Raw genomic sequence first — 23,646 nt, forward strand, 5'->3', positions numbered from 1 at the left:
GAGGGACATTAGTTTTTTCTTTTTTAATTATATATGTTATTTATGTTTAGTTAACATAAAACAGCTTCGCGGGGGTTTTATGCAATCTTTTACGTCTTTTTCCCATAATTGAACCTGCGATAGCACTGAAAATATACCCAATTAAAGATAATAAAAAACAACCATTATTGCATGGTTGTTTTTTATTACAAACTATTTATTTTTTAAAACAATATCTTCTGATTGATTATTCCATTTGATTGTTAAAACAAATTCATCTGAATTGGTTGTTTGTTTACTAACTTTAGTATTACTTTTTTCTTCAAGTCCGCCATTTTTATCTAACTCTACGTCTGCTTCCCCCATTACCAACTGCCCATTTTGGGAATCTAACTTAAATTCAAGATCTTTAACAGACCTTGGGTCATCGTCTGTGTAATTTAAATTTATTTTTTTAGTTTCTTCTTTATCCTCACCAGGATATACTGTAACATTAGCCGACCAATGTTCCCCTTTACCAGTGAAGTCTAGAGGACTCTTTTTCTCATTTTGGCATCCGAACAATGAAATTAACAATAAAATTCCTATTAAAAATGCGTAAAGCTTTCTCATCTCTTCCCCCTATTTACTAATTTAATTTAAAAATATAACCATATAATATCATTTTTTCAATATTTTTTCTTTAAGTATTCTAAAATAAGGTATCCTTTTCAGTGAAAAATGTAAAAGGCCATATCAAAATTGATAGGGCCTAACAGTTAATTTATTAATAGTATGAATTCCATCTGGAATAAGCTTTATCGGAACCAACAATTAGAGAAAGGCTTCTTGTTAGAGAACCTGCACTGTTACCTAAGTTAAGCACAGCTGATAATCTAGCCTCAGCTTTATTATTACCTGTTTCATTAGCACGGATAGTGCGCATTTTAGGATTAGTAACTGTTCCACCTGCTGTCCAAACATTCCACTTTCCTGCTGAAGTAATTTTGTCATATGCTCCATTAGCTAATGAATATGATGCATAGAAGCTATATCCATATGTTCCTGTTCTATAACTGACCTTTCTACCACTACAACTACTGTAGCCACTACCTGATGTACATTTTCCACCTGATATACTCATAGTCGAAAAACCACCACTATTAGTAGAAACCGGCTTTAAACCACTAGGCAGTTCATTTAAAGTCAATTTCTCTTCCTCAGTTTGGGAACGAGATCCATCAGCAAAAGTATATGTAGTAGTACTAACATCACCTTCACGCACTGTATGTTTGCTCACTGCTTGACCTACATCCAATACATCAGCATCAATTTCTTGTCCGTTTTTAAATTTTTCAAGTAATTTTTCTATGGTATTTTCATCAATACCTAAATCTACAAAATTACTTTTTACTGCAGCCAGATCCTCTTGACTTACTTCTACATTTTCAGCTGCACTAGCCGAGCTTACTGAAAACAGTGATCCACTAGTAACTAAAACCCCCAAAACTATTGCTGAAACTAGTTTTTTCATCCTTTTTCCCCCTTTTTTGTAACTTCCTGTATGATTATACAGCAAAATAAGGGTTAATTGGAATATCAATTTAGCTATTTTTTCTATTTTTTTGATATCTTTTTCCAAAACAAAACTAGTAAACAAATTACAATAATAATAAAAATGATAACTGCAAAATTATAAATATAATCTCCTATAAACACATAAATCCCCTCCATATAATTAAAATATTTTCATAAAAGATTTTTTATCCTTATAAATCTGAAGAATGATTTATTTCTCTATTCAAAGTATGTCTAGAGTTTATTTTTAAATTGATAAAAGTAGATATAACTAAAGTAAAAGTACATATGCCTAATAACATCATTAGGCTGCCATATCCTATTTGATCAAGTAAAAATCCAATTAGCACAAGGCACAACTGCATAATGGTTCGATCAATCATGGTCTTAAATGAAAAAAATCTTCCATGGATGTCTGAGGGCACTTTTTGTTGGGAATATGTATATAGGAGAGGATTAAACATACCATAAGCCAAACCAAATAACCCAAATGCTAAAACCGTTATATAGAGATTCGTTAATGAAAGCAAAAGTTGTGCTCCCCCCATCACCCCACAAGCGAACAGAAGGATTAATACCTGTTTTTGATATCTCTTTATTATTTTTTTTATAAATAGTCCAGCAACCAAAATACTTACTCCCTCTACAAAATAAAGTATTCCCATAATAAAACTAGGTTGTCCTTTACCAACTTCAATAACAAATAAATTAAAACCTGAAATAAAGATTAAAGGAATCACAGATAATACCAATACGATCTTTATTGCATGATTTTTTAAAATGATAGGGAAAATTTCTGTAAACTTAGTTTTAACTTTTTTATTCTTTAATCGTAAATCGTCAGAAATAGATAGCAAAAAGTTGATGAAATAAAGAGTGATATAAGCAATCAGGGCGATGATAAACAAGACGTATAATGGGGCAATGGTTAACAATAAACCAGCTAATACAGCCCCAAAAATTCGAGATAATGTAATAATATTTATATTAATAGCATTAACCGTAATTAAATCATCTTTATTAACGATAGATGGTAAAATGGTCTGTATAGTAGGGTTAAAAAAAGAGGCTGAACAACCAATGCCTACGCTATATACGAGCATCCAATAAATTGAACCTGTGTATATCGCAATTAACATAGCAATAACAGAAGTAATCCTCATTAATCCAACTAGCCTTAATACTTTTACTTTGGAGGTAGCATCTATATAACGCCCTGCATATGGTCCAATCATTACCCCTACAATTCCTCCAATAACAAGAAAAAATGCTTGAAGGGTATGAGATTCAATATGTTCTTGTAAAAATTGTAAATTACCAATGGTTCCAAACCATATTCCCATCTGGAATACTAACTGGCTTCCCAAAACAATGCTCAAATTTTTATTCTTTAATATAATTTTTAAGGAGTTCATTTCTACCTCTCTTTCTTAAATCTAAAATCTCTTCCTTGCATTTTTACTTCACTGCTCAAATGTCCTAACCCTGAAAGCCCACAGACGATCTCTTTCTCTTTATCAATACATAATTTCTCTTCCACTAATTCATCTTTAAGATGTCCTGTAAAAAACGCTCCAAGTTTTAGCCATGAAGCCACTAAGTAAAAGGTTTGACTTAAATGTCCTACATCCATCATTACAATCCTATATACTCGTGGGCTGTTATATTTCCACATAGGTCTCTCTAATACTGCCGTATAAAAAAAGAGAACAGATGCATTCTCGACATATTCCTGTCCAGCTGCCATATCCACGATATCAGATATAGTTCCTTCCTTTATTACATCCAAGGAATGATTCTGTACATTGTAATGATATAAGCCTTTTGCTAATCCTTGTACATTTGATATATAAGGATATACTTCAATAGGATGTCTTGCCCCACCAGAAGGACTTGTTTTAAAAAGGTTCTTACCTATTCCAGAATCTCTTTTACAAGAATGTGCTCCCCACACAAAGTAGAGAATAGTCGACAATTCTGTTAAAGTTATAGGTTCTTTGGAAAAAGAACGAACAGTTTGCCTTTCTAAAAGGGTATCAATAAATTCTCGGTTCTTCTCAAACCTTGGAAGTGGAAGCTTGATTTCCTTTCCCCCTAGGTAAGTCTTATATAGGGGCGGAGATTTTATGCTTTGTTTTTTAGCAACTAACCTATCATAGTCTTGGTTTACATCTAAGTAATTATCCTTATGTAGAAGTCTTGTATTAAAATGAAAATATTTAGCTGGAGTTCCCCATTCTTTCCAATTAGATAATTTTAGTTCTTCCTCGTTATTCTCTTCTACTAATATATGTACTTCTTTAAGAGCTGTAATTATGTCTTTAATCTCTTTTTCTTTAAATTTTATGTTTCCTTCTTGTTGTAATTGTAAATATGCATCTTCAGGATTTGTCCATTCTTTGAATAAACTTAAGATAGGTAACATAGACGGTTCTAAGCTGTATTGTTCATGTCTTATAAAATCGTCTACCATAAAATGACCGTCTTTCCAAAAGTGAATAATGTTGTCTGATACTTTTAATTTCATAATAACCTCCTCTTAATATAATAGATATAGAATATGTATTTTAAAAATAAATGACTGCCTTTTAAAAGGCAGCCATCAATTGGTTTCAATATTACAATTATTTTGATGGAGAAGTTTCACCGTGTTCTAAATTAACACGAATTTTATACTCATTTTCGCATGGCTTAAAAACTGTCATATGGTTCATCCCCCTTTAGATAATTTGTAATATATTACATGGTTTATTTTCCCACAAAGAGATTTTTTTGTCAATTAGTTGTCTGAAAATAATAAAAATAGATAATTTAATGTCGATTTTCCAAATACTACGGCTATCTTAGTAACAAAAAACACCAGCTTTTTACATTGATTGAGGACAAAATACATAATCTATGGTTAAGACTGTTCAATTTCTATAGTCTAAAAAGGTACACCTATTTAGACAGTTAAAAACCTGATGGCAGAACGTCTATTAACTCTCAAAATTAAACCTTTTTCAACGAATAAAAAATAATAGACCTTATTATACGTTTTTTCATATACATGAACTATCTAATAAATATCCAAGTTCGAAAATTATAAATATTTTCATTAATATTCTTTATTGATAGTTTTAACAAGCAGAGAAGGGTATATTACTTCTAGATAAAAAATGTCTAAAGAATTAAAAGGGGCTAAACAAAAGAAGACGATAAATCATTATAAGGAGATTAATTATGTCTAAATATACGGTTAATAATAGTACAATTGAATCCATTCTTGGCTGGATTCATGCAGGAGAAATTGCCATTCCTGAGATACAACGCCCTTTTGTATGGAATGCATCAAAAGTTCGTGATTTAATGGATTCCTTATATCAAGGGTTTCCTGTAGGATATATTATTACCTGGCGCAATCCAGATACAAAATTAAAGGATGGTACACAGGCAATAGGGAAGAAGATTTTAATCGATGGTCAGCAGCGAATTACGGCTTTGACAGCTGCCTTATTAGGTCAGGAAGTGGTACGTGCGGATTATAAAAAGAAACGAATTCGTATTGCCTTTAACCCAATTGAAGAGCGCTTTGAAGTGGCAAATCCGGCAATTGAAAAGGATTCAGCGTGGATTTCAGATATTGCATCTTTTTTTCAACCCCAGTTTAATTTATTTGAGTTTGTAAACAATTATTGTCAACAAAATGAAGGTGTGGATTCGAATCAAATAGGAAAAGTGGTAAATCATTTAGTAAATATTCGTTTTAGTAGTTTGGGAATGATTGAGCTTTCGCATGAACTTGATATTGAAACGGTAACAGAAATCTTTATTCGTATTAACTCTCAGGGTGTTGTTCTTAGCCAAGCAGATTTTGTCATGTCTAAAATTGCTGTAAACGAAAGCTACAATGGTATTAACATCCGGAAAATGATTGATTATTTTTGCCATTTAGCAAAAAATCCTGCTGATTATGAAGCTATAAGAGCGAATGATACGACATTTTCGTCTACTGACTATTTTCAAAAGATTAGATGGATCAAGAATCATACCGAATCATTATATGTGCCTGATTATTCTGATTTACTACGAGTCGCGTTTACGTTTAAGTTCTTACGTGGAAAGTTAGCGAACTTGGTAAGTTTGTTATCGGGACGTGACTTTGAAACACGTGAATATAAAGAAGAAATTGCTGAGGATTCTTTTAAAATTCTAGAAGAGGGAGTGCTAGCTTTTGTAAATGAAACAAATTTCAAACGTTTTTTAATGATCGTTAAATCAACGGGTATCATTCACAGTAGCTTAATTCGTTCACAACACGTCCTGAATTTTGGTTATATTCTTTATTTATTATTACGTGATAAAGGAATTGAACAAGCAAAGATTAATAAAGTCGTTAGGAAATGGGTTGTATTGTCTATATTAACGGCGCGTTACTCGAGTTCACCAGAATCCACTTTTGAGTTTGATGTACGACGTTTTAATCAAGCAAAGGACATAGAGGATTATCTTCATCATACAGAAGAGGGAGAACTATCAGATGCGTTTTGGTCAAATATCCTTGTATCACGTCTAAATACTTCTGTAACAAGTAGCCCATTTTTCCATGTGTTTTTAATGGCCCAAATCAGAAGTAATGATAAAGCTTTTTTATCAAAAGCAACAGAAATTAAACATCTAATTGAAGAGCGTGGAGATCTTCATCATATATTTCCAAAGAAGTATTTACAGTCGAATGGTTTCAACAATCGTAATCAATATAATCAAATTGCTAATTATGTGTACACACAACAAGAGATAAACATTGTAATCAAGCACAAATCTCCAGACATTTATATGAAAGAAGTCGAAGAGCAATGTAACAAAAAAACAGTAAAATATGGTGAGATTCAAAATATCGATGAGCTTCTAGAGAATCTTGAAGTCAATTGTATTCCGTCAGGTATTTTTTCAATGAACGCTTCAAATTATGAACTGTTTTTAGAAGAGAGACGTAGACTAATGGCGAAAAAGATTCGAGATTTTTACTTGAATTTGTAAATATTTAAGTAATAGGTTTCTCTATTTTAAGTGGAGTTATAATAAATAAATGGTGAACTATCTAATAGAAACAAAGAGCTTTACTATTTTCTTTTATTGAAGATAAATGAAAAAAATCTAATTTGTATTCGTATTCTATGCAGGAACATAAGGGAAAACAGGAGAAGCAAGCAAGCCAGCGAATCAGGATTTAATTATTATTAACAAGTACTACAACAAGCTTGCCTATTTTCACAATGGCTATATTGAAATCGTTGATCCAGTAGCAACAGGGAAAACATGGGACAAAACACCAGTTGGCTTTTTTAAAGTCGTGAACAAGATTAAAAACCGCCCTTACTATACAGGACATATTCCTGGGGGCGATCCTCGCAACCCATTAGGAAAACGTTGGTTAGGATTAAATGCTAACGGTACGTATGGTGATACATACGGTATTCATGGCAACAAAAATGAAAGCAGCATTGGAAAGTACGTGAGTCAAGGATGCGTGAGAATGCATAATGCAGATATTGAAAAGCTTTATGATAAAGTTCAAGTAGGTACGCCTGTTGCGATTACTTATTCCTATAAGAGTTTTGTTGATCTTACGGGCGTATATGGTTATAAATTCAAAGGTTATAAAATGAAAAACAACTAATACCTGAGTAGCATTCCCAAGTTCTTCTCATGCTCCTGTGAGTGAAGTATCTATTGTGGGTAGCTTAACAGGATGGGAAAATGAAGGTCTGTTCCGTGCATTAACTGGTTGCGAAACATCCGGTAATTCATTCGAGACTGAACCATTAGATTTGTTCACCTTTGAAGAAGCAGAACCAGTTGAGTCTCCACCTATAAAACAAGAGGGAGATACAAGATCACTTTTTTTAGTAGGAGCATAGATCAACCCTCTTGTTTCTTTTGTATAATGTTAATAATTGCAATTACTAAACGACTAAATAAAGCTCTTACATTAAGGCTAATAAGGCTGTAATACCATTTCCATCCTTTTTGCCACTTGATTAATTTCGTATATTTTTCTGCCCATAACTCAACTAAAAACAATGAACTGATGGTAAGTACAATCTTGTATACAATTTTAAAAGGATTATCATTTTTTGTTAAATGATAAAGCCATAAAGAAACAGTTGGTAAACATAAGAAATCAAATAAAACATTCGATTTAAACTCTTTAGGTATAAAGCGTATAGGGTATTGAAGTATTTGACGATTAACTAGAAATCTGTCAACGATAGCATTTGTATATCCATTCATAAACAAGACCAACAGTGAGTCTTTGACAGGGGTTTTCTTTAAAACGAAGGGTAAGCTACCTAAAAATATGACGGTTATACACTTTAGAAATTGTCTTTCTAATTTTTTACTTTTCATATAGTTTCATCTCCTTTCTTAGTCGTAAAATTAGTATTAGCTGTTCTATGATTTACGATGCAACAGTTTTTCCTATGTCATGCAAATGTAACAAAATAAACCATTAAAATTTTTCTCAAATTGTTACATTCGTTCGGTATTAAAAAACTGAATAGGAGTGTTGTCCATTGAAGAAAAAGCTAGTACTTATGATAATGGCTTTGGGAGTTTTTACCCCGAATTAGGCATTTTCCGCACCAAGAGATAGCCTTATTAAGGTAGGCTAATTCTTTCTTTTATGTATTTATTGTTTCATACCTTATTTTTTCGTAAACATTTAGGATATGCAATAACATTTATACTAAATTAAAAACTCGTTAATTTATTTAAGTAAATGATAAATTATTTTTGTTATAGATACTTTAGTATTTACATCTATTGTAGAAAAAGGATCTATTTGAGTTATTATTTCCTCAACATTACAAGGTTCACATAAATCAATTAAAAACAAATATCATCACACTCCTAATAAATAGAAACCACATCATTATTATGGGTTTCATAAGTGATAATAACATCTTTTTCATACTTTAGAAGGTTACGTGAGATCAAATTAGCTTCTCCTTTTAAAAAAGAGAGCATCAAACGCGCGCCTTAATACAACAACTGTTTTTAATAATTTTAGGTAAAATATCTTTATCGTTTGACAAAGGCTAAATCTTCCATTATCATCAACTCAAACTTATTTACGGGGAGAGGTAAAGATGAAAATTTATGTTGATGCAGATGCTTGTCCGGTAAAAGATATCATTATCTCTGAAGGTACGAATGCTGAAATTCCTGTTATCCTTGTTACTAGCTTTTCTCATTTTTCTAATGTGGAACAACCATCAGGAGTGGAAACCATTTATGTTGATTCTGGAGCAGATGCTGCGGATTATCGGATTATGGGGTTAGTAGAAAAAGGGGATATAATCGTTACGCAAGATTATGGTCTTGCTTCGCTAGGTTTAGCAAAAGGGTGTGTGGTACTTCACCATAATGGGTCTAGCTATACAAATGAAAACATTGACCAATTATTACAAACACGTTATCTGAGTGCAATGGCTCGAAAAAGCGGAAAGCGTACAAAGGGGCCAAAACCATTTACACCCGAAGATAGAGAGAGATTTAAGGGGCTTTTTAAAAGAGCAATTTCACGTTAAAAAAGAACCATCCATTTCAAGAAAACCCCAGAAAAATAAATTGTCCAAATATTAAACTAACCTGCCTCGTTAGCTTAAGTAAATAATAAAGTACTTCTGTTATAAGCCCTTTAATCTTTAAAAAGATTTAACATTGAATTTAGTGTATTAAATACTTAAGTAGAAATACCAATAGGCGACCTATTCCTTCTGCTCAGAAAGATAAAGTCACCTACACGATTTTTCCAGTCATTATTATTTACCCTTTCCTTTTTCCTATTTATAAATTTATTGGTTTACATGTTTCTGTTCTAACTGATTTACTACATCTCCCTGACATTCATTGATAAATAAATAAGTAAGGTATGAATGTAAATCAAATCGTTCTTCATTAATAAATGTAGAGAAAACCTGTTTATATTCGCTCAATAGTTTGACCTCCTTTATGCAAGTTCCTATTTTTTATTATTGTCCAACTAGCAATCTCTTATACATACAAATTAACAAAATATTTTATATGATAAGCTATTTTCATCTTGTACTGGCCCCGCCTACGCCATATACAATGATAGCCAAGCTTGCTATCCAACCTTATTCTCATTATATATGTAATCGCTTACGAAATAAATTAAAATAATTGAATATTCTGTTTTTATAGCAGTATTAGGGACAGCATGAAAAATTCTTATAAGTAGCTAAAAAATTAAATAATTAGAAAGAGACTGTATATGTTAAAGTATTGGACTAAAATCAAATAAAAGTCCGCAAAAGTATACTTTTACAAACGATATAATTTTCTATTTTATGGAATATATAAAATATGGTAAATTAAGTTAGGAGATTAGTAATGTACTTGGTTATATTTCCAATCAAGAATTAGGGAGGACATATAGATGAAAAAAGTGTTGGTCTTTATTACAGATGGTTTTGCTGATTGGGAAGCCAGTTATGTGACAGCTGAGTTAAATAAACTCGGCACAGGATTTCAAGTTCAAACAATTGCGATTGATAATAATCCTAAGGTTTCAATGGGAGGATTGACTGTTCTTCCAGATTACAGCTTACACGACTTTTCTTCTAAATTGGAGTTTGTTATGTTAATTATTCCTGGGGGAACTGGATGGAGAGAAGAGAAAAATCATCAGGTAAAGAAGCTTGTGAGTTTTTGTTTTGAACATAATATTCCTGTTGCAGCGATTTGTGATGCAACTACCTTTTTAGGCAATTATGGGTTTCTTGATCAAAATAAACATACAGGAAATTCATTACCTTATTTAAAAGAAGGAGCACCTAATTATCGAGGTGACGAAAACTATATAGAAGCACAATCTGTTAGTGATGGCTGCCTAATTACTGCTAATGGAAGTGGTGCATTAGAATTTTCGAGAGATATTTTAGAAAAATTAGATGTTCTAAAAGGTAAAGAATTAGAAGAGTGGTACGATTTATTTAAGATTGGTTTTATTAAAAGGTAAATGAGATTCTAGAGTGGAGGTACTTCTCGGTATCTTGAGTAGTTTAATCTTATAATATGTATTAATTTTCAAAGAAATATCATGCTATAATTAATTTGCACGCACATGTTATCTTGGAGTAAGGGCACTTTTCTCGATAGAAAGGTGTTCTTTTCTATACTTTATTGAACACTCCTTGAGCACCAATGCACACATTTTGTGTTAGTTTTTACTGAGAAAAAGAGTACTTTAGGATTGCTCTTTTTTTTGTTAAATGGTATAATTTCCAAAATATAAAGATTCTACATGATTTTAGTTTTGTAAGATAAAGCTTATCGGAGAACCGCCTTACTTTTGTAGGGCGGTTTTTTCGTGCTATTTTTTTGGATGGTATCCGAGGTTTGCATTTACTTTTCCAGTTATTCCATCGTTTTCAGCAGGAATTTTATTTCCGACAGATTGGGGTACATCTACTGGTTGGATACTTCCACCGTTTGTATCATAACTATTGCTATGATTGTTATTATCATGTGTTTCATTGAAACCGTGTTCTGGCATAAAAACACCTCCTAAACGTATTATTTGATTTGTATTGAAGAAAATAAGAGGTAGTATGAGGAAATTACTAATACAACTAACTACTCACGAAAAGACTTTTAATTTTGCATATGAATTCGCTAGCAACACGATTTTAGGCAAAAAAAGAGCAACCTTGATTATTTCGGCTGCTTTTAGTAGATCTCATACATATTTGATGTATAGAATAAGCTATTTTCATCACATTTTTCACATATAGGCAATTTTTTATAGGGGTAACATATGAATAAAATGTGCACTTTTTATACATCCTCCTCCCACTTGGGTATCGAGTAAAGGCCGTCATATCAAGGATGAATAAAAAGCTGCATAATTCATAAAGAGAACCCTTTTGAGAAGCCTTGTCTCCCAAGGTTTCTCTTTTTTGATATCTTCCGTTAAGAGACATTATGTTAACTACGATTGCATATCGTATACAGCTTAAAAACAGAAAAAAACTCCATAGGCGATCAGGAGTTTTTTTCTGTTGAGAATTCAAATAAGAAAAGTGGTAGATGCCTCACGGCGTCTTGGGTAGTTTGCCCAAGCTATAAATAGCTTATGTATCAAAAAGAAAAAACCACTGGCACATAACCAGTGGTTTTTTATGTTCCGTTCTTATAAAGAACAGATCACGTTGACTTTATTAGTTTGCTCAAGATGTTATTTGTTATTCATTTTTATAATTATTAAATAAAAAGAAACAGACTTGTTAGGAAGTCTGCAACTGGAACAAGAAATAAAGCTATTTACATACAACAGGTATTGTATATGATCCGATCCAACGAACTTTAGCAGTCTGCCCTCTTGAGGGGATTCTATACTTTATTGACCTTATGTTAACTTAACATGTCTACCATATACAGCGTAAAAACAGAAAAAACTACTGACCATGCTCCAGTAGTTTTTTCTGTGAATAGTGAGTAATTAGAAGTTGTTTTTGAAATCATATATTGACCTCTGGATTAGTTTGTTCAAATTAGTAAGAACTCATGTATAGAAAAGAGAAAAACCTACTGAACATAGACAGTAGGTTTTTCTTTTAGCTTATTCATAGTACACAATGAAGGATTGAAAATGAACATCTCTCCAACTTTTCAATAGTGTGCTCAATTAGGATATAAATCATTCACATAAATGTTTCACCAGCTATGAAACATTTATGTATAGAAAATGATGCATCTTGTATTATTTTTGATACGAGATGTATCAAAAGCAGGCTTAAGCCTGCTCTTATAGCCTTAAAGGCTATTATATAGTTAATATCAACTCCTTATTAGAGTTAAGAATAACCCTCATAGGGGTTAAAACTAACTTGTATATGAGTTATTATTCTCTTTCGAAAAAACCTTATAAACCCTTATATACCAAGGTTTATATCAATATATGAAATTCTTTTTTCTTCTTTTATTTTTTAAAGTGTTCCGAAAAATTACATTATGTTAACTAAGATTTTATAAGGTATGTACAGTCTTTATTAGGATTAATTACAACAAGAATCGATTGTGTAGATATCTTATAATTAGCAATCCTATATAAACAATAAGAACTGAAAAGAAAAAGGGGATTTTATAGAAATAAATGTCACTTACATTTTCTAACATACCAAAGCTAATGGTAAACTTATGGGGATAGTCCACTGCATAATCTCTGTAAATTCTCATTAAATCTTGTTGAGCAAATGGAATGGGAAAACCAAACATTGCTACTCGTAGCTCTTCACTCTCATGAATAGTAACTGGCAAGAGAATAGAAATAAGGACTAAAAATATGCTTACCAACAGGAGAAACAGCCATATAAATAGTCTGTCTAGTAACTCACTCATTATTTTTGACCCCCTATAACCTTTGGCAGTTCCTTATGAAATGATATATACGATTATTAAATTTTATTCATGTGTTTTGCTTCTGATAATACGTTTTATGTTAACTAAAAGCATATATACATAGTGATTTAAATCAATATTATTGATAAAATGGAAAAATAAAGGTAGTAGTGGAGGTTTAATATGTATATATGGAGTAATAGTGAGGGAGCTATAAGCCTTTTGTATTCAAGACCATTATTTATATTTTTCATTGTTGTATTGTTTGCTTTGTTCATCACAATTTTAATGCAAAATAAGAAGCAATTAGTTACTGGTTTGCATGTAATCACTATAGCAATCATTAGTTTATTCATTTCAGGCTTAATCCTTTTCTTAGAAGGGATAATTGTAGATGATCTTAATCTATCAGGAGATAGGATTTCAACTTATATGTTTTTAATAATAGTGGCCTTATGTCTCATTAACTCAGTAACGTATTCTTTTAAAAATAAAAAGCTTCGATAAAGGTTAAAAAGAAGTCTCTTTTAGAGAGCTTCTTTTTTATTTACTATCTAGAAATCACATTATGGTAACTAGCGTTTTACAATATATTCAATTCATAAAATGACTTTTATGATAAAATTAATCTAGTTTTGTAATATATTACATATTTACAGAAAGAAAGTCATTACAGGTATGAGGAGAAAATAATGAAAAACTTAAGATTGCTATTTGTATGTATAGTGGTAACAGGGTTGTTAATTTTCGGTGCCGTAAATATCCTTAATTTTATGGACAGTAAATCTGAGGCTATGGAAACTAAAGCAGCCCAGGTTAATGAAAAGATGGATATAGCAAACCGTGAAGATGATAATGTAAAGAAAGCTATTCGTAAAGTTAATAACTCTCTGTCAAATATGATGGATAGTTATACAGAAGAACAAGCAACCAGTTTTGTAGAGACTAATCGTTCACAGTTAATTAAAGACCAAAAGTTAATTGCAGATCAAACTTATAATATTCATAATGAAAAAATACGCAAAGATATACAAAATGTAGTCGGTCTGTATAGTATTTTTATTTATGAAGCTCCAGATGGTGAAAAATTATCTGATGCCCAGAGCATTCTACAGGATATAGAGGATATTATGAACGGTCATACACAACAGAAAGGAAAAAGTGGCTATTCACACTTTGCTGGAGGTAAGCACTCAAAAGATGTTGACTATGCTGCTAACGCCTTTTATGGAGAATCTGAAAGTAATTAGTGATAAATGTTTTTTAATATCGTGAATTTAAACAAAAAGAGCCTGGAAAGGCTCTTTTTGTTTTATGTATCAGTTCTTGCCAAGTTAAAAATTTTGCTCAAGTGCAGAGCTGCGTTTGATTTCTTGTGTACTAAAGTTATATCGAATAACTTCCGTTTTATGTTCATATCTCATGGTTATTTTAACTTGCTGATCGCTTTGCCAATCAAGTTTATATTGATCTTGGCCATTTTGTCTCATAGTGTTTGCTACTTCGATTTGTTCTTTATCTACTATCGTTCTAGATTGGTCTTTAAAGTAGATATTTACCTTATGAGGACCGTTCCATAAACTGTTCCCATATTCATCAATTTCTACTTGATTAACCTTATTAGGAGATTCACTTGTTAGGAAAGGGGTCTCTTTAAAATCCATCCAGTAGATCACATATAGAATTAAAACGATAAAGATGATACCTAAAAGTTTAAAAGATAGCAGCTTTCTTCTCTTTTTATTTTTAACTTCAGCTTGAGTAAATTCCATTTTATCTCCACTTTCTTTATACTTGATTATGTAATATTTCCCTGTTTTTGTTAAAACATGGATTAAGCCATAATGAAAATATTGATTCCTCTAAGCCGTTTTATGTTAACTAAGGATGTATATACATATTAATTATATCGTTTAAAGAGATTCATTTACTAAAAACCATTTTTGTATATAATTGGATAAAAGGAGGTTTTTTATGACTTATAATAAGAATAAATTAAAACTAGTAAAGTCTACTTTATTTGGAGCTGGAATTGGAGCCATCTTAGGAATACTAGCTTATACGCACAATTGGCTAGGATAAATACATTAAAGAAAAATTAGCAGCAAGGGGTGTGAATGTTTAACTTGAAAGCAAAGAAAACTGGACTCTCTCACAATATATCTAATTTTTTTGCTAAAGCATTTACTGTTATTTTTATAACTTTAATTGTTATTATTGCTATTTCATTAATGCTAGGAGCATTTGTGTTTGGATTTATTGGTTTATTTAAAATATTTGGGGTACAATACGACTCATTTCTATCTCTATTAATATTCCTCTTACTATTTTTTATTATTGGATTTATAGTTGATTTACTATCAATATTTCTTATTAATACATTTTCTCAACAAATTAGAAATTCTAAAAGAAAATTCCTCGTGAGACTGGTCATTGATTGTAGCTTTTCTTGGTTTGCTATACATACTGCTGATGAATTAATTAGAAGCATTACTATTCCCTCTATAACTGAGCTTATAGCTGTGTTTCTCCTCTTTTTGTTAGAAGTGGTAATGGATATGAATAGCAACGGGGAAAGTAATAAGAGCTCACTGGTTCCTTGAGGTTTGTGGGAGGCTAGTGCAAAGGTTATTTTAACCTAACAGAAAGTATTAAGGAAAAAAGAGAACGTACATTATGTTTTATATTTCATAACACTGGCTCCAATTGTTTGTTAACTATTCAAGAGGTGGATGTTAATGAAAAAGATATCGAAACATCATGATGTCCAACGAAAATACAGAGAAAAAATACAAAACAAACAAGAATCACACACATATGCTAGAGGTTGGTTCTTGTTCATTTTATTTGCTGTACTTCTCGTTGTAGTGAGTTATTTTTTTGGCGGAACGTTTATGCCTTAGCGAACAATATAGGAAAATAAACGTTAATATTCTTATAGTATTATAAATTAATTTCATAAAAAGCAGCACATCAAATATGATGTGCTGCTTTTTATATTACTAACGAGAAATGTGAGTATGGTAACTAAATCTCTATGTTACATTCATAAAAATTCTTTAAAACGAGAATACACATTAGTATTTTACCACTAATGGTTTATTTTATATAAATAGGTAATATTTTCTTTACATAACTAGCCATTGTATAGTATTCTATACACATAATATATAGAATACTATACACTTAGTAATTCAAAATGGAATGAGGGGTCCTAAATGAAATGAAGATCGTTACCACAAATAAGGTAAAAGCACGTAGGGAAACCGCAGGATTGACTCAAACTGAACTAGCTGAAAAGGTAGGAACGAAAAGAATAACAATTGCTTCTCTTGAACGAGAAAAGTATGAGCCTAGTGTTGGTTTAGCTATGAGACTAGCCAAAACATTTAACTGTACGGTTGAGGACATATTTACAGAGGTGAAGAAAGATTGAACTATCTTTACAACTTTTTAATCAAAATAGCAATTAGCCTTTTATTAATGGAAACCACTTTTCACATATGGAAAATGGAAGCCGGAGAGCCAGGAATTTTATCTTGGGTGTTACCTTTTATCACAATTTTCTTGGGTGTGTTAACGATAGTTAATGCAATTCAGATTCAAAAAGGAAAAAAGTGGTCAAAGGAGGATGAAGAAGACGAAAGAGATCAAATGATCAAATATAAGGTGGGTTATATTACGTGTTGGTCAAATATGGGCTTCTTGGCATTATTATTCTTCTTTTTTGGTTCGTTTGGGTTAGAGATATTTAGCCCTGTATACGCATTAGTAACAGTTGTCTTTTTAAATATTGTAATTTACTACGGTACGAAAGCATATCTTACTTATTTTGAATAATAAACTGGAGGAACTTTAAATGGTAAACAGCAACGTAGAAGTAAAAAAACAAGGGAAAAGCAGTGTATTAGGTGGAACTTCAATTGCATTCGCAGTCGTATTAGCAGCATTAGTATTAAATTTTCTAACTGGTTTAATCCCGTTGGATAAATTAGAAGGACTACCGATAGTTATGCCTCTAGTTTTGGCTCCAATTGGAGCGATTATAGGCTTTATTGGATATAGAATAAACAAAGGTAAACTTTCCTTATGGGGGATTATTTTTAATATTGTAATGTTCTTAGTACCAATTTTTTATAATATATTTGGAACTCTAATTTTTGGAGTATAACTAAAAATGAAGAAAATACACATTTTTAATATCATAGCAGGGATAATTATTATTGTTTCAATGAATTTAGTAATTTTGAGAGGAAGTAATAGTCTACCGTATATTGTAATTGCATTGTTTATCATTTCTTATTTTATGCAAGTTAAAAATTTTGGTAGAGTTGTTTGGATAATGATTACAGGATTATTAGTTGTTTTGTCCTTAGGAACCTTACTACCTCACTTGTTTGCTCCTTAAAAAAATATAGAATTAGATTAAGAAGCTTTTTTACATAGCTTCTTTTATTTACTACCTAGGGTTTTTGCTGTGTTAATTAAAATGAAGATTATTATATAATTCTAGTTAATTTTTCATAAAAGGAGATCCGTTCATTATGGTGAGTATTGAAAGTGTAAGAAATGCATTATATAAGTCTTGGTCGCTTGAATCCAGCTCCAAATGGACCAGGGAAAACCCTGCAATAGGACAATGTGGCGTAACTGCTTTAGTAGTAAATGATTTACTTGGGGGCGAAATATTAAAGACTAAGTGTATAGGAGGCTGGCATTTCTATAATAAGCTCAATGGTGCATGTTACGACTTTACGGAAGAACAATTTCCAGAGGCAATTGAATATGATGATATTCCTTCTAGTAGGGAAGAAGCTTTTTCAGATACGAATTTACATCAATATAACGCACTGAGAAAAAAAGTATATCATGAACTATCTTCCCTAAATGAGCATCTTTTATAAATATAGAGATTAGAAAATTGGAATGATTTATTTATAGCAAAGGTTTCTGTAAATTACATTATGTTCACTAAAGATGTATACCCTATACACTTGTATAATTAAGACAGTTGTACTTTATTGAGGGGGGTGAGATAAAGGTGCATTGTTTAGAATCAAAAGATTACTGTAAGATACATAACATTTTAAAAGAGTCGTGTAAGACTCCCACATTTGCTTTTTCTGTCGTTAATCATGTTATTCAAGGATCTGTGTACGTAAATGATGTTATAGAGCCATCATCAGGTTTTGTTAGAACATGTTCGGGTGTGTATCATGTATTTGGTAAAGTAAATGACTTGGTGTTTAATAAATCTTTCTATCGCTATTTTGTTGAGAACATTTACGGTAAGGAAAAACGGTTTACTGTTTTTACTCCTTCGACTGAGTGGGAGACTTTTTTTGACGAAACTTTCAAAACTTATGTAAAGAAAATGATACGTTCCAAATATAGATTTATTTCTTCAGGAGTCGACTCTAAATACACCCTATCTAATCTCTATGAGTTAAAAGATTTTAACTCCGATACTTTAAGGGAAAGTGAGAATTTCAATGAACCATATATGTTGGAATATTGGGGATCAGAGAGTAATTTTCTTAAAAATGGCTTAGGAGTTTGTCTTATCCATAAAGAAAATATTATAGCTGAATGTGTGTCTATATTTCATAGTGGAAAAATAGCTGAAATAGATATTGTTACTAATCCTAACTATAGAGGACAAGGACTAGGAAGGATAGTAGGTCAAGAGTTTATAAATAAATGTGTAGAAAAAAATGTTGTACCTGCTTGGGATTGCGATAACAACAATGAATCATCGAAAGTGTTAGCCAATAAACTTGGATTTTCTAATGAAGAGAATTACGCTCTATATGTATTAAAGTGAAAAGCCCTCTATCATAGGGCTTTCTTTATTTGTGCAGAGAATTGGTATTATGTTAACTGAAATTGAATATGGTATACAACACCTGGGAAATCCATTTTCTAACAAAATAGTAATTATATCATTTGGAAGAGAAGTGATTAGTATGTCCGATAAGGAGAAAAAGGAATCAGAAATTGAAAAGCCGAGTCTAGATAGAGCAGGAATGAGGTCTTATATGGGTAATCCAGAGAAATTCGAGTTCTCCTTTTATGGAGTATTGATGGCCTGTTTTCCTTTAATAATAGCTGGGTTTTTTATTTGGTATAACTGGTAAGAATGTTGGATTGGAAGGTTGTGAAAAGCAAATGTTATGGAATGTTGTTAGTTTATTTTTAGCAAGGATTAGCCCTTTATTGGAATTAATCAATACGATTGCTTTAATATGGATCGTTGTTTTGTTAAGTAAGAAAAAAAGGTGAGAAGGTATTTTGTTAACTTCAAAATACCTTCTCACCTTTTTTACTATCTAGAATATTGATTATGGTAACTAAGGTTGTATAGGATATACAAAAAACATATTTACAATATATACCCAATAATGCTAATATATATGAAATTAAAAGCGACGAAGAGAAGAGTAAATAAAGTAAATTCTATACAGAGAACCCTGGTAGCTGAAAAAGGGTTAGAATTTTTTTATTGAACCAAGACTCTGAGCAGCACATTGGAACCCACTATAGGGGGATAGTGTGACGGGTGCTCCCGTTACAGAGCTAGGGTATAAGCATTTTTGTTGTACCTGATAAGGTTAATATGGCGACATATTAATAAACTGGGGTGGTACCGCGATCTATAATCTCGTCCCCAAGACATTTTAGTCTTGGGGGTGGGATTTTTTTATTTTGTTTCAAGTTTTGCGTTCTATCTGATTCTATTTTAGGAGGAATTCAATTGAGTTTTAAAAAAACATTGGAAACTTGGCGGTATCCATCTATCTTATTATTTAGCATTGGTGTTTCAAGTGTTGGAAATTGGGTTTACTTTATCGCTCTAAACCTTATCGTTCTTAACATAACAGAGTCTGCTATTGCTGTCTCTGGTTTATATATTATTAGAGCTTTATCAACGTTGTTTACTAATATTTGGTCAGGCAGCCTTGTAGATCGTTTAAATAAAAAATATCTCATGATAGCACTAAATATCTTTCAGACTGTACTAATTGCATTATTACCTTTTTTCTCTTCTTTAGAATTCATATATGGTATGGTTTTTCTTATTACAATAGCAAGCTCTATGTATCACTCAACATCAGTAACTTATATCACGAAGTTAATACCAACAGGACAAAGAAAACGTTTCAATTCTTTGCGTAGTCTACTTGATTCCGGAGCCTTTTTGACTGGACCAGCAATAGCAGGAATGATGTTTACAATTGGTACGCCTAATATGGCCATTTATATTAATGCTGCAGCTTTATTTTTATCTGCATTAATCACAGTGAGCATGCCTAATGTTGAATCCTCCGCAGAAGTAGAAAAAATACCAGAGACACCAAAATTATCTCTTAAGGTATTAAAAGATGATTGGAAGCTTGTTATTGGATTTAGCCGCAAATATCTATATATCATGATGATTTATCTTTTGTTTAGTACGATGATAGTCATGATGACAGCTACAGATTCATTGGAAGCTGCTTTTGCAACCAGAATACTTTCCTTATCTGAAGGTGAATATGGAGTCTTAGTTAGTATTGCTGGAGCAGGAGTATTAGCAGGTTCTCTCTCCAATGCAATAATTATTGAAAAAACACCTACTTCATGGCTAATTGGTATGGGCTCTTTAATAACTGCAGTAGGTTATATGGTTTTTACATCTTCTAATACCTTTTTTATAGCAGCTGTAGGAGTTTTTGTTTTGTCATTTGCTACTGCCTTTGCTAACACTGGTTTTTACACGTTTTATCAAAACAATATACCTGTTGATATGATGGGGAGAGTTGTAAGTATTTACGGGCTTATTGAGGCTTTTTTAATTATTGTTGTTACTGCAATCTTTGGTATTTCTTCTGAGCTTATATCTATACGATTTGTTGTAGTTTCAGGAGCATTTATAATGTTTTTGGTATCTATTGTCCTATTTATCAGCAGTGTTCAATCATCAAAAGCTAAATTCTATTCTACTTCATCCGAACTTAAAGATTCATTTCAATAAATTTGTTGTTTACTATATGAGAGTAGATAATATCAAATCGGAAATCCTTTTTTTATTTCCGATAATACCTGTTATGTAAATTAGTTAATTAATGAGTCAGCTTTAATTTTTAATAATAAGGATATTCGTATTTTTGCATAATGACAGAATCCCACAACCAGTATGTAATCCCTGCACCGATTGCCCACACAATCATCCTCCTAGGATTAAATATTGGTGTAGACCACCCTCCCTCAAGTTTATAAGAAACATAAAGAAAAACGATTGCCATGACACAATATATTAGTAAATAAAAGATATTAAACCTTTTTGGGCACTTATTTAGAAGAAACTGCAAGGGTACTGCAGCAATAGAGTAAGGAATGAGTGTAACAAATGGAATAATGAAACATGCAATAATAGCTCTATAACTAGGTTCGATGATTACCATGAATATGGCATAAGAAACACTAGAACAAATGACTGTTAATATATGATATGGAAAAAAATCTTTAAATGTCAATGATTGAGCACGCCCTTCTTGTCTATAGTCAAGCACGTACTGTTACTATAATGCATGAATGAAAAGGAAACAATTACTTAAGGGGAATTATTTCCGATAACATCCACTATGTAAACTAACCATGTATATGTATATACAACTTGAAAATAGGTAAAATGCTTATTTTTACTAACTAGGTTTTGAGACTAGAATAGTTTCCCAAAACCAATAAACGATTGATGTACTAACTATATAAATATAGACCTCATAGTTTTTTATAAATGAAGTCAGGTTATATGTTAAAGTATAAAAAATATAGTAAACAATAGAAGATATTAATAAATAGCACAGTAAACTTATTATACTGAATCTGGGTAACTTTTTAGTTAAAAGCAGAGATGCAGGTAGTCCAAAAACTGTATATAAAATGACGTAAACTACTGTGCTTATAATTATGCTAACTGGCAATGCAGGTGAAACAAGATCTTCCACTCCGTATTCAGTAATTAAATACAATAAAGATAAGCAAATTGAGGATAGAAATGTAGTCAGTACATATTTTTTAATCATAAAAATTTTCTCTTTCTTTTGAGATATAAGTAGAAATCGAATGAAATGATTGTATAAATACTACACTTTATAATAAACCAAAATAATTGTTTGTTAACCCCAAATCCACCAATGGAAGCTTTTATTTCATTAAGCTGTGTGAAAATTAGATTGATGTCACTCTCATATGCTACAGTAAAAGATTTGATAACAAGCATGGTCATAATCACTGCTTCTACTGATACATAAAATACTTTTCTTAATATTCGAAGGAGTTGATCAATCTTTAGGTTTGGAATTTTATAAAACAACTTCATTTTTTTCTTTCGTCCTCTCACTTTATTTTCATAAACAATAAGCCCAGAAAGTAAAATCATTTAACAATTTGAATAGACGCTTTTGTTAACTGAAGGGCAATCATAAAAATTTACCTCTCGTTCTACTAACTCCCCATTTCCCCTTCTACATAACGGATTCCAAAAAATGTGTAATAGGTAACACGGTAATTTTTAACTGACTTTTGTTTTACTGAGTCCCACTGGTGTCCATTGGGTTTAACCTCATAACCTTGCACCATGAATTTATCCAGTGGTCTAAGTGACCATTGATGAAACTCTTTTTCAAGTTGTTTCACTTGCTTTTTCTCTTCTGGCGAACTCAAAGAACTTGCTTCATTACTTGTTATTCTAGGTATACCAACAGCTAGAGAAATAATAACCACAATAAGGATTCCCCAACTCCAAAAACGCTTTTTCATATTGGATATTTCTCCCTTTTTGTTCTTATTATATTATATCTATTCATATAACACTAATTGATTATGGGGAGTGAACAAGGAACTATTCTGTAATTCTTTTTTTGTTCCTGAAATGGTGGTTATGTTAACTAACTTTGTATAGCATATACAGTCTGAAAACAAGAAAAGCCACTGGACCTAATCAGTGGCTTTTTCTGCACCCGTAAGGAATGGAGAGTTATTTTATGATGCCTCACGGCGTCTTGGGTAGTTTGCTCAAATTATTAGGTATTATTCATATAGACAATTACTACTTAGGTTCTATGAGTATCGATGAAGTTCCTTATTTAAATAAAAAACGTCTGCAACATACATACAAATCATCTAGCATATATTTTCAAAGTAACTTTAACAAAGAATATTATAGGAGGTGTCTGTTATGAAGTGGGTTACAAGAATTATCCAGGGACTATTAGTTATTGATTTTTTATTATCTGGAATTATGAAATTAACAGGTAATAATACGGTGGTGCAGGAATTTACAAAGGTCTACAATTTTTCACTAGGGTTTATGTATACTATTGGTATTCTTGAAGTCTTGGGTGCATTTGGACTATTTATTGGTTATTGGAAGCCAAAACTTGCAATAGCTGCTTCTGGAGGATTAGGGCTAATCATGATAGGTGCGATATTCACTCTTTTTAATGCTGGACAAGGATTAATGGCTCTAATGCCTTTAGTAGTTCTTATTTTAAACATTATTGTATTTATAAGAAATCAAGCAATTTTAAAACAGAAATCAATAATTAAAGAAGGATAATTGATTATACAAATAGATATTTAAAACATTCTTGTTTTTCAAACTCACATCCATCAAAAGCCCTTAGAATCATTAATTCTAAGGGCTTTTGATTCTTATAA

The 23,646-nt window shown here is 31.5% G+C and carries 27 protein-coding genes, 1 pseudogene and 1 other annotated feature; of the genes and pseudogenes, 16 read left to right on the forward strand and 12 right to left on the reverse strand.

The genetic code is table 11. The annotated features are described in order from the left end of the window. Positions 1 to 192 precede the first annotated feature (192 nt). The 4 genes from ACFX4W_RS14170 to ACFX4W_RS14185 form a co-directional block, all read right to left on the reverse strand. Complete coding sequence (locus ACFX4W_RS14170) at positions 193 to 591, reverse strand: hypothetical protein (RefSeq protein ID WP_098580472.1); 399 nt, start codon at positions 589 to 591, stop codon at positions 193 to 195. 154 nt (positions 592 to 745) lie between these two features. Next, on the reverse strand, positions 746 to 1,492 hold the full coding sequence (locus ACFX4W_RS14175) for a hypothetical protein (RefSeq protein WP_377559614.1): 747 nt from the start codon (positions 1,490 to 1,492) through the stop codon (positions 746 to 748). A 235-nt stretch (positions 1,493 to 1,727) separates the two neighbouring features. Next, entirely contained in the window at positions 1,728 to 2,951 is a 1,224-nt protein-coding gene (locus tag ACFX4W_RS14180; RefSeq protein ID WP_098580470.1) for an MFS transporter, read from the reverse strand. A 2-nt stretch (positions 2,952 to 2,953) separates the two neighbouring features. Beyond that, the gene (locus ACFX4W_RS14185) at positions 2,954 to 4,063 is read right to left on the reverse strand and encodes a SagB/ThcOx family dehydrogenase (RefSeq protein ID WP_098580469.1); all 1,110 of its coding nucleotides are present in this window, start codon (positions 4,061 to 4,063) and stop codon (positions 2,954 to 2,956) included. A gap of 695 nt (positions 4,064 to 4,758) precedes the next feature. Here ACFX4W_RS14185 and ACFX4W_RS14190 point away from each other — a divergent pair. The 3 genes and pseudogenes from ACFX4W_RS14190 to ACFX4W_RS14200 all read left to right on the forward strand — a co-directional run bounded on the left by ACFX4W_RS14190 (position 4,759) and on the right by ACFX4W_RS14200 (position 7,436). Then, on the forward strand, positions 4,759 to 6,555 hold the full coding sequence (locus ACFX4W_RS14190; protein WP_377559617.1) for a GmrSD restriction endonuclease domain-containing protein: 1,797 nt from the start codon (positions 4,759 to 4,761) through the stop codon (positions 6,553 to 6,555). A 166-nt stretch (positions 6,556 to 6,721) separates the two neighbouring features. Next, positions 6,722 to 7,195: pseudogene (locus tag ACFX4W_RS14195) on the forward strand (L,D-transpeptidase); the annotation flags it as partial. Between the two features lie 55 nt (positions 7,196 to 7,250). Further along, the gene (locus tag ACFX4W_RS14200; protein WP_377559619.1) at positions 7,251 to 7,436 is read left to right on the forward strand and encodes a hypothetical protein; all 186 of its coding nucleotides are present in this window, start codon (positions 7,251 to 7,253) and stop codon (positions 7,434 to 7,436) included. Between the two features lies 1 nt (position 7,437). Here the strand turns inward: ACFX4W_RS14200 and ACFX4W_RS14205 are convergent, their stop codons facing one another. Beyond that, positions 7,438 to 7,926, reverse strand: a complete 489-nt coding sequence (locus tag ACFX4W_RS14205; protein ID WP_322552721.1) for a CBO0543 family protein — start codon at positions 7,924 to 7,926, stop codon at positions 7,438 to 7,440. Between the two features lie 743 nt (positions 7,927 to 8,669). Between ACFX4W_RS14205 and ACFX4W_RS14210 the strand changes: the two genes are divergently transcribed. Beyond that, on the forward strand, positions 8,670 to 9,110 hold the full coding sequence (locus ACFX4W_RS14210; protein ID WP_377559621.1) for a YaiI/YqxD family protein: 441 nt from the start codon (positions 8,670 to 8,672) through the stop codon (positions 9,108 to 9,110). A 267-nt stretch (positions 9,111 to 9,377) separates the two neighbouring features. Here ACFX4W_RS14210 and ACFX4W_RS14215 read toward each other — a convergent pair whose 3' ends face one another. After that, the gene (locus ACFX4W_RS14215; protein WP_377559623.1) at positions 9,378 to 9,518 is read right to left on the reverse strand and encodes a hypothetical protein; all 141 of its coding nucleotides are present in this window, start codon (positions 9,516 to 9,518) and stop codon (positions 9,378 to 9,380) included. Positions 9,519 to 9,982: 464 nt separating this feature from the next. On the opposite strand from ACFX4W_RS14215, the gene ACFX4W_RS14220 reads away from it, so the two are divergent. Next, entirely contained in the window at positions 9,983 to 10,564 is a 582-nt protein-coding gene (locus ACFX4W_RS14220) for a type 1 glutamine amidotransferase family protein (protein ID WP_322552720.1), read from the forward strand. Positions 10,565 to 10,918: 354 nt separating this feature from the next. Here ACFX4W_RS14220 and ACFX4W_RS14225 read toward each other — a convergent pair whose 3' ends face one another. Beyond that, positions 10,919 to 11,101 (reverse strand): hypothetical protein, encoded by a 183-nt coding sequence (locus ACFX4W_RS14225; RefSeq protein ID WP_075420184.1) that lies wholly within the window; start codon positions 11,099 to 11,101, stop codon positions 10,919 to 10,921. A gap of 1,505 nt (positions 11,102 to 12,606) precedes the next feature. Beyond that, positions 12,607 to 12,945, reverse strand: a complete 339-nt coding sequence (locus tag ACFX4W_RS14230; RefSeq protein WP_377559625.1) for a hypothetical protein — start codon at positions 12,943 to 12,945, stop codon at positions 12,607 to 12,609. A 692-nt stretch (positions 12,946 to 13,637) separates the two neighbouring features. Between ACFX4W_RS14230 and ACFX4W_RS14235 the strand changes: the two genes are divergently transcribed. Then, positions 13,638 to 14,195: a hypothetical protein gene (locus tag ACFX4W_RS14235; RefSeq protein WP_377559628.1), complete on the forward strand. Its 558-nt coding sequence runs from the start codon at positions 13,638 to 13,640 to the stop codon at positions 14,193 to 14,195. A gap of 84 nt (positions 14,196 to 14,279) precedes the next feature. Here the strand turns inward: ACFX4W_RS14235 and ACFX4W_RS14240 are convergent, their stop codons facing one another. Next, positions 14,280 to 14,717: a hypothetical protein gene (locus ACFX4W_RS14240; RefSeq protein ID WP_377559629.1), complete on the reverse strand. Its 438-nt coding sequence runs from the start codon at positions 14,715 to 14,717 to the stop codon at positions 14,280 to 14,282. Positions 14,718 to 15,062: 345 nt separating this feature from the next. Here ACFX4W_RS14240 and ACFX4W_RS14245 point away from each other — a divergent pair, with 345 nt between their 5' ends. The 9 genes from ACFX4W_RS14245 to ACFX4W_RS14285 all read left to right on the forward strand — a co-directional run bounded on the left by ACFX4W_RS14245 (position 15,063) and on the right by ACFX4W_RS14285 (position 20,959). Beyond that, positions 15,063 to 15,548, forward strand: a complete 486-nt coding sequence (locus ACFX4W_RS14245; protein WP_377559631.1) for a YrvL family regulatory protein — start codon at positions 15,063 to 15,065, stop codon at positions 15,546 to 15,548. 135 nt (positions 15,549 to 15,683) lie between these two features. After that, on the forward strand, positions 15,684 to 15,848 hold the full coding sequence (locus ACFX4W_RS14250; RefSeq protein WP_251532102.1) for a hypothetical protein: 165 nt from the start codon (positions 15,684 to 15,686) through the stop codon (positions 15,846 to 15,848). Positions 15,849 to 16,168: 320 nt separating this feature from the next. Then, complete coding sequence (locus tag ACFX4W_RS14255; RefSeq protein ID WP_251532103.1) at positions 16,169 to 16,381, forward strand: helix-turn-helix transcriptional regulator; 213 nt, start codon at positions 16,169 to 16,171, stop codon at positions 16,379 to 16,381. Next, positions 16,378 to 16,785 (forward strand): hypothetical protein, encoded by a 408-nt coding sequence (locus ACFX4W_RS14260; protein WP_318619311.1) that lies wholly within the window; start codon positions 16,378 to 16,380, stop codon positions 16,783 to 16,785. The genes ACFX4W_RS14255 and ACFX4W_RS14260 overlap by 4 nt, the downstream gene beginning before the upstream one ends. 19 nt (positions 16,786 to 16,804) lie before the next feature. Continuing rightward, entirely contained in the window at positions 16,805 to 17,116 is a 312-nt protein-coding gene (locus ACFX4W_RS14265; RefSeq protein WP_377559633.1) for a hypothetical protein, read from the forward strand. Positions 17,117 to 17,489: 373 nt separating this feature from the next. Further along, positions 17,490 to 17,849 carry a YunG family protein gene (locus tag ACFX4W_RS14270; RefSeq protein WP_377559636.1) on the forward strand — a complete coding sequence of 120 codons (360 nt, stop codon included), beginning with the start codon at positions 17,490 to 17,492 and terminating at the stop codon, positions 17,847 to 17,849. A 137-nt stretch (positions 17,850 to 17,986) separates the two neighbouring features. Then, on the forward strand, positions 17,987 to 18,769 hold the full coding sequence (locus tag ACFX4W_RS14275) for a GNAT family N-acetyltransferase (protein WP_377559638.1): 783 nt from the start codon (positions 17,987 to 17,989) through the stop codon (positions 18,767 to 18,769). 49 nt (positions 18,770 to 18,818) lie between these two features. Then, positions 18,819 to 19,082 carry a hypothetical protein gene (locus ACFX4W_RS14280; RefSeq protein ID WP_377559640.1) on the forward strand — a complete coding sequence of 88 codons (264 nt, stop codon included), beginning with the start codon at positions 18,819 to 18,821 and terminating at the stop codon, positions 19,080 to 19,082. A 282-nt stretch (positions 19,083 to 19,364) separates the two neighbouring features. Then, positions 19,365 to 19,617 (forward strand) — a binding site (T-box leader). Between the two features lie 82 nt (positions 19,618 to 19,699). Beyond that, positions 19,700 to 20,959 (forward strand): MFS transporter, encoded by a 1,260-nt coding sequence (locus ACFX4W_RS14285; RefSeq protein WP_377559642.1) that lies wholly within the window; start codon positions 19,700 to 19,702, stop codon positions 20,957 to 20,959. Between the two features lie 109 nt (positions 20,960 to 21,068). Here the strand turns inward: ACFX4W_RS14285 and ACFX4W_RS14290 are convergent, their stop codons facing one another. The 3 genes from ACFX4W_RS14290 to ACFX4W_RS14300 all read right to left on the reverse strand — a co-directional run bounded on the left by ACFX4W_RS14290 (position 21,069) and on the right by ACFX4W_RS14300 (position 22,746). Then, positions 21,069 to 21,497, reverse strand: a complete 429-nt coding sequence (locus ACFX4W_RS14290) for a UPF0715 family protein (protein WP_377559644.1) — start codon at positions 21,495 to 21,497, stop codon at positions 21,069 to 21,071. A 132-nt stretch (positions 21,498 to 21,629) separates the two neighbouring features. After that, positions 21,630 to 22,010, reverse strand: coding sequence for a UPF0715 family protein (locus ACFX4W_RS14295; protein WP_074898156.1), 381 nt, complete (start codon positions 22,008 to 22,010; stop codon positions 21,630 to 21,632). Positions 22,011 to 22,431: 421 nt separating this feature from the next. Beyond that, positions 22,432 to 22,746 carry a hypothetical protein gene (locus ACFX4W_RS14300; protein WP_289522631.1) on the reverse strand — a complete coding sequence of 105 codons (315 nt, stop codon included), beginning with the start codon at positions 22,744 to 22,746 and terminating at the stop codon, positions 22,432 to 22,434. A 418-nt stretch (positions 22,747 to 23,164) separates the two neighbouring features. Between ACFX4W_RS14300 and ACFX4W_RS14305 the strand changes: the two genes are divergently transcribed. Next, positions 23,165 to 23,545 (forward strand): DoxX family protein, encoded by a 381-nt coding sequence (locus tag ACFX4W_RS14305; protein WP_377559648.1) that lies wholly within the window; start codon positions 23,165 to 23,167, stop codon positions 23,543 to 23,545. Positions 23,546 to 23,646: the final 101 nt, after the last annotated feature.

Origin of the sequence: Priestia sp. YIM B13489 (genome assembly GCF_042787645.1) — a bacterium.
In the GTDB taxonomy this organism is placed as follows: Bacteria; Bacillota; Bacilli; order Bacillales; family Bacillaceae_H; genus Priestia; species Priestia megaterium.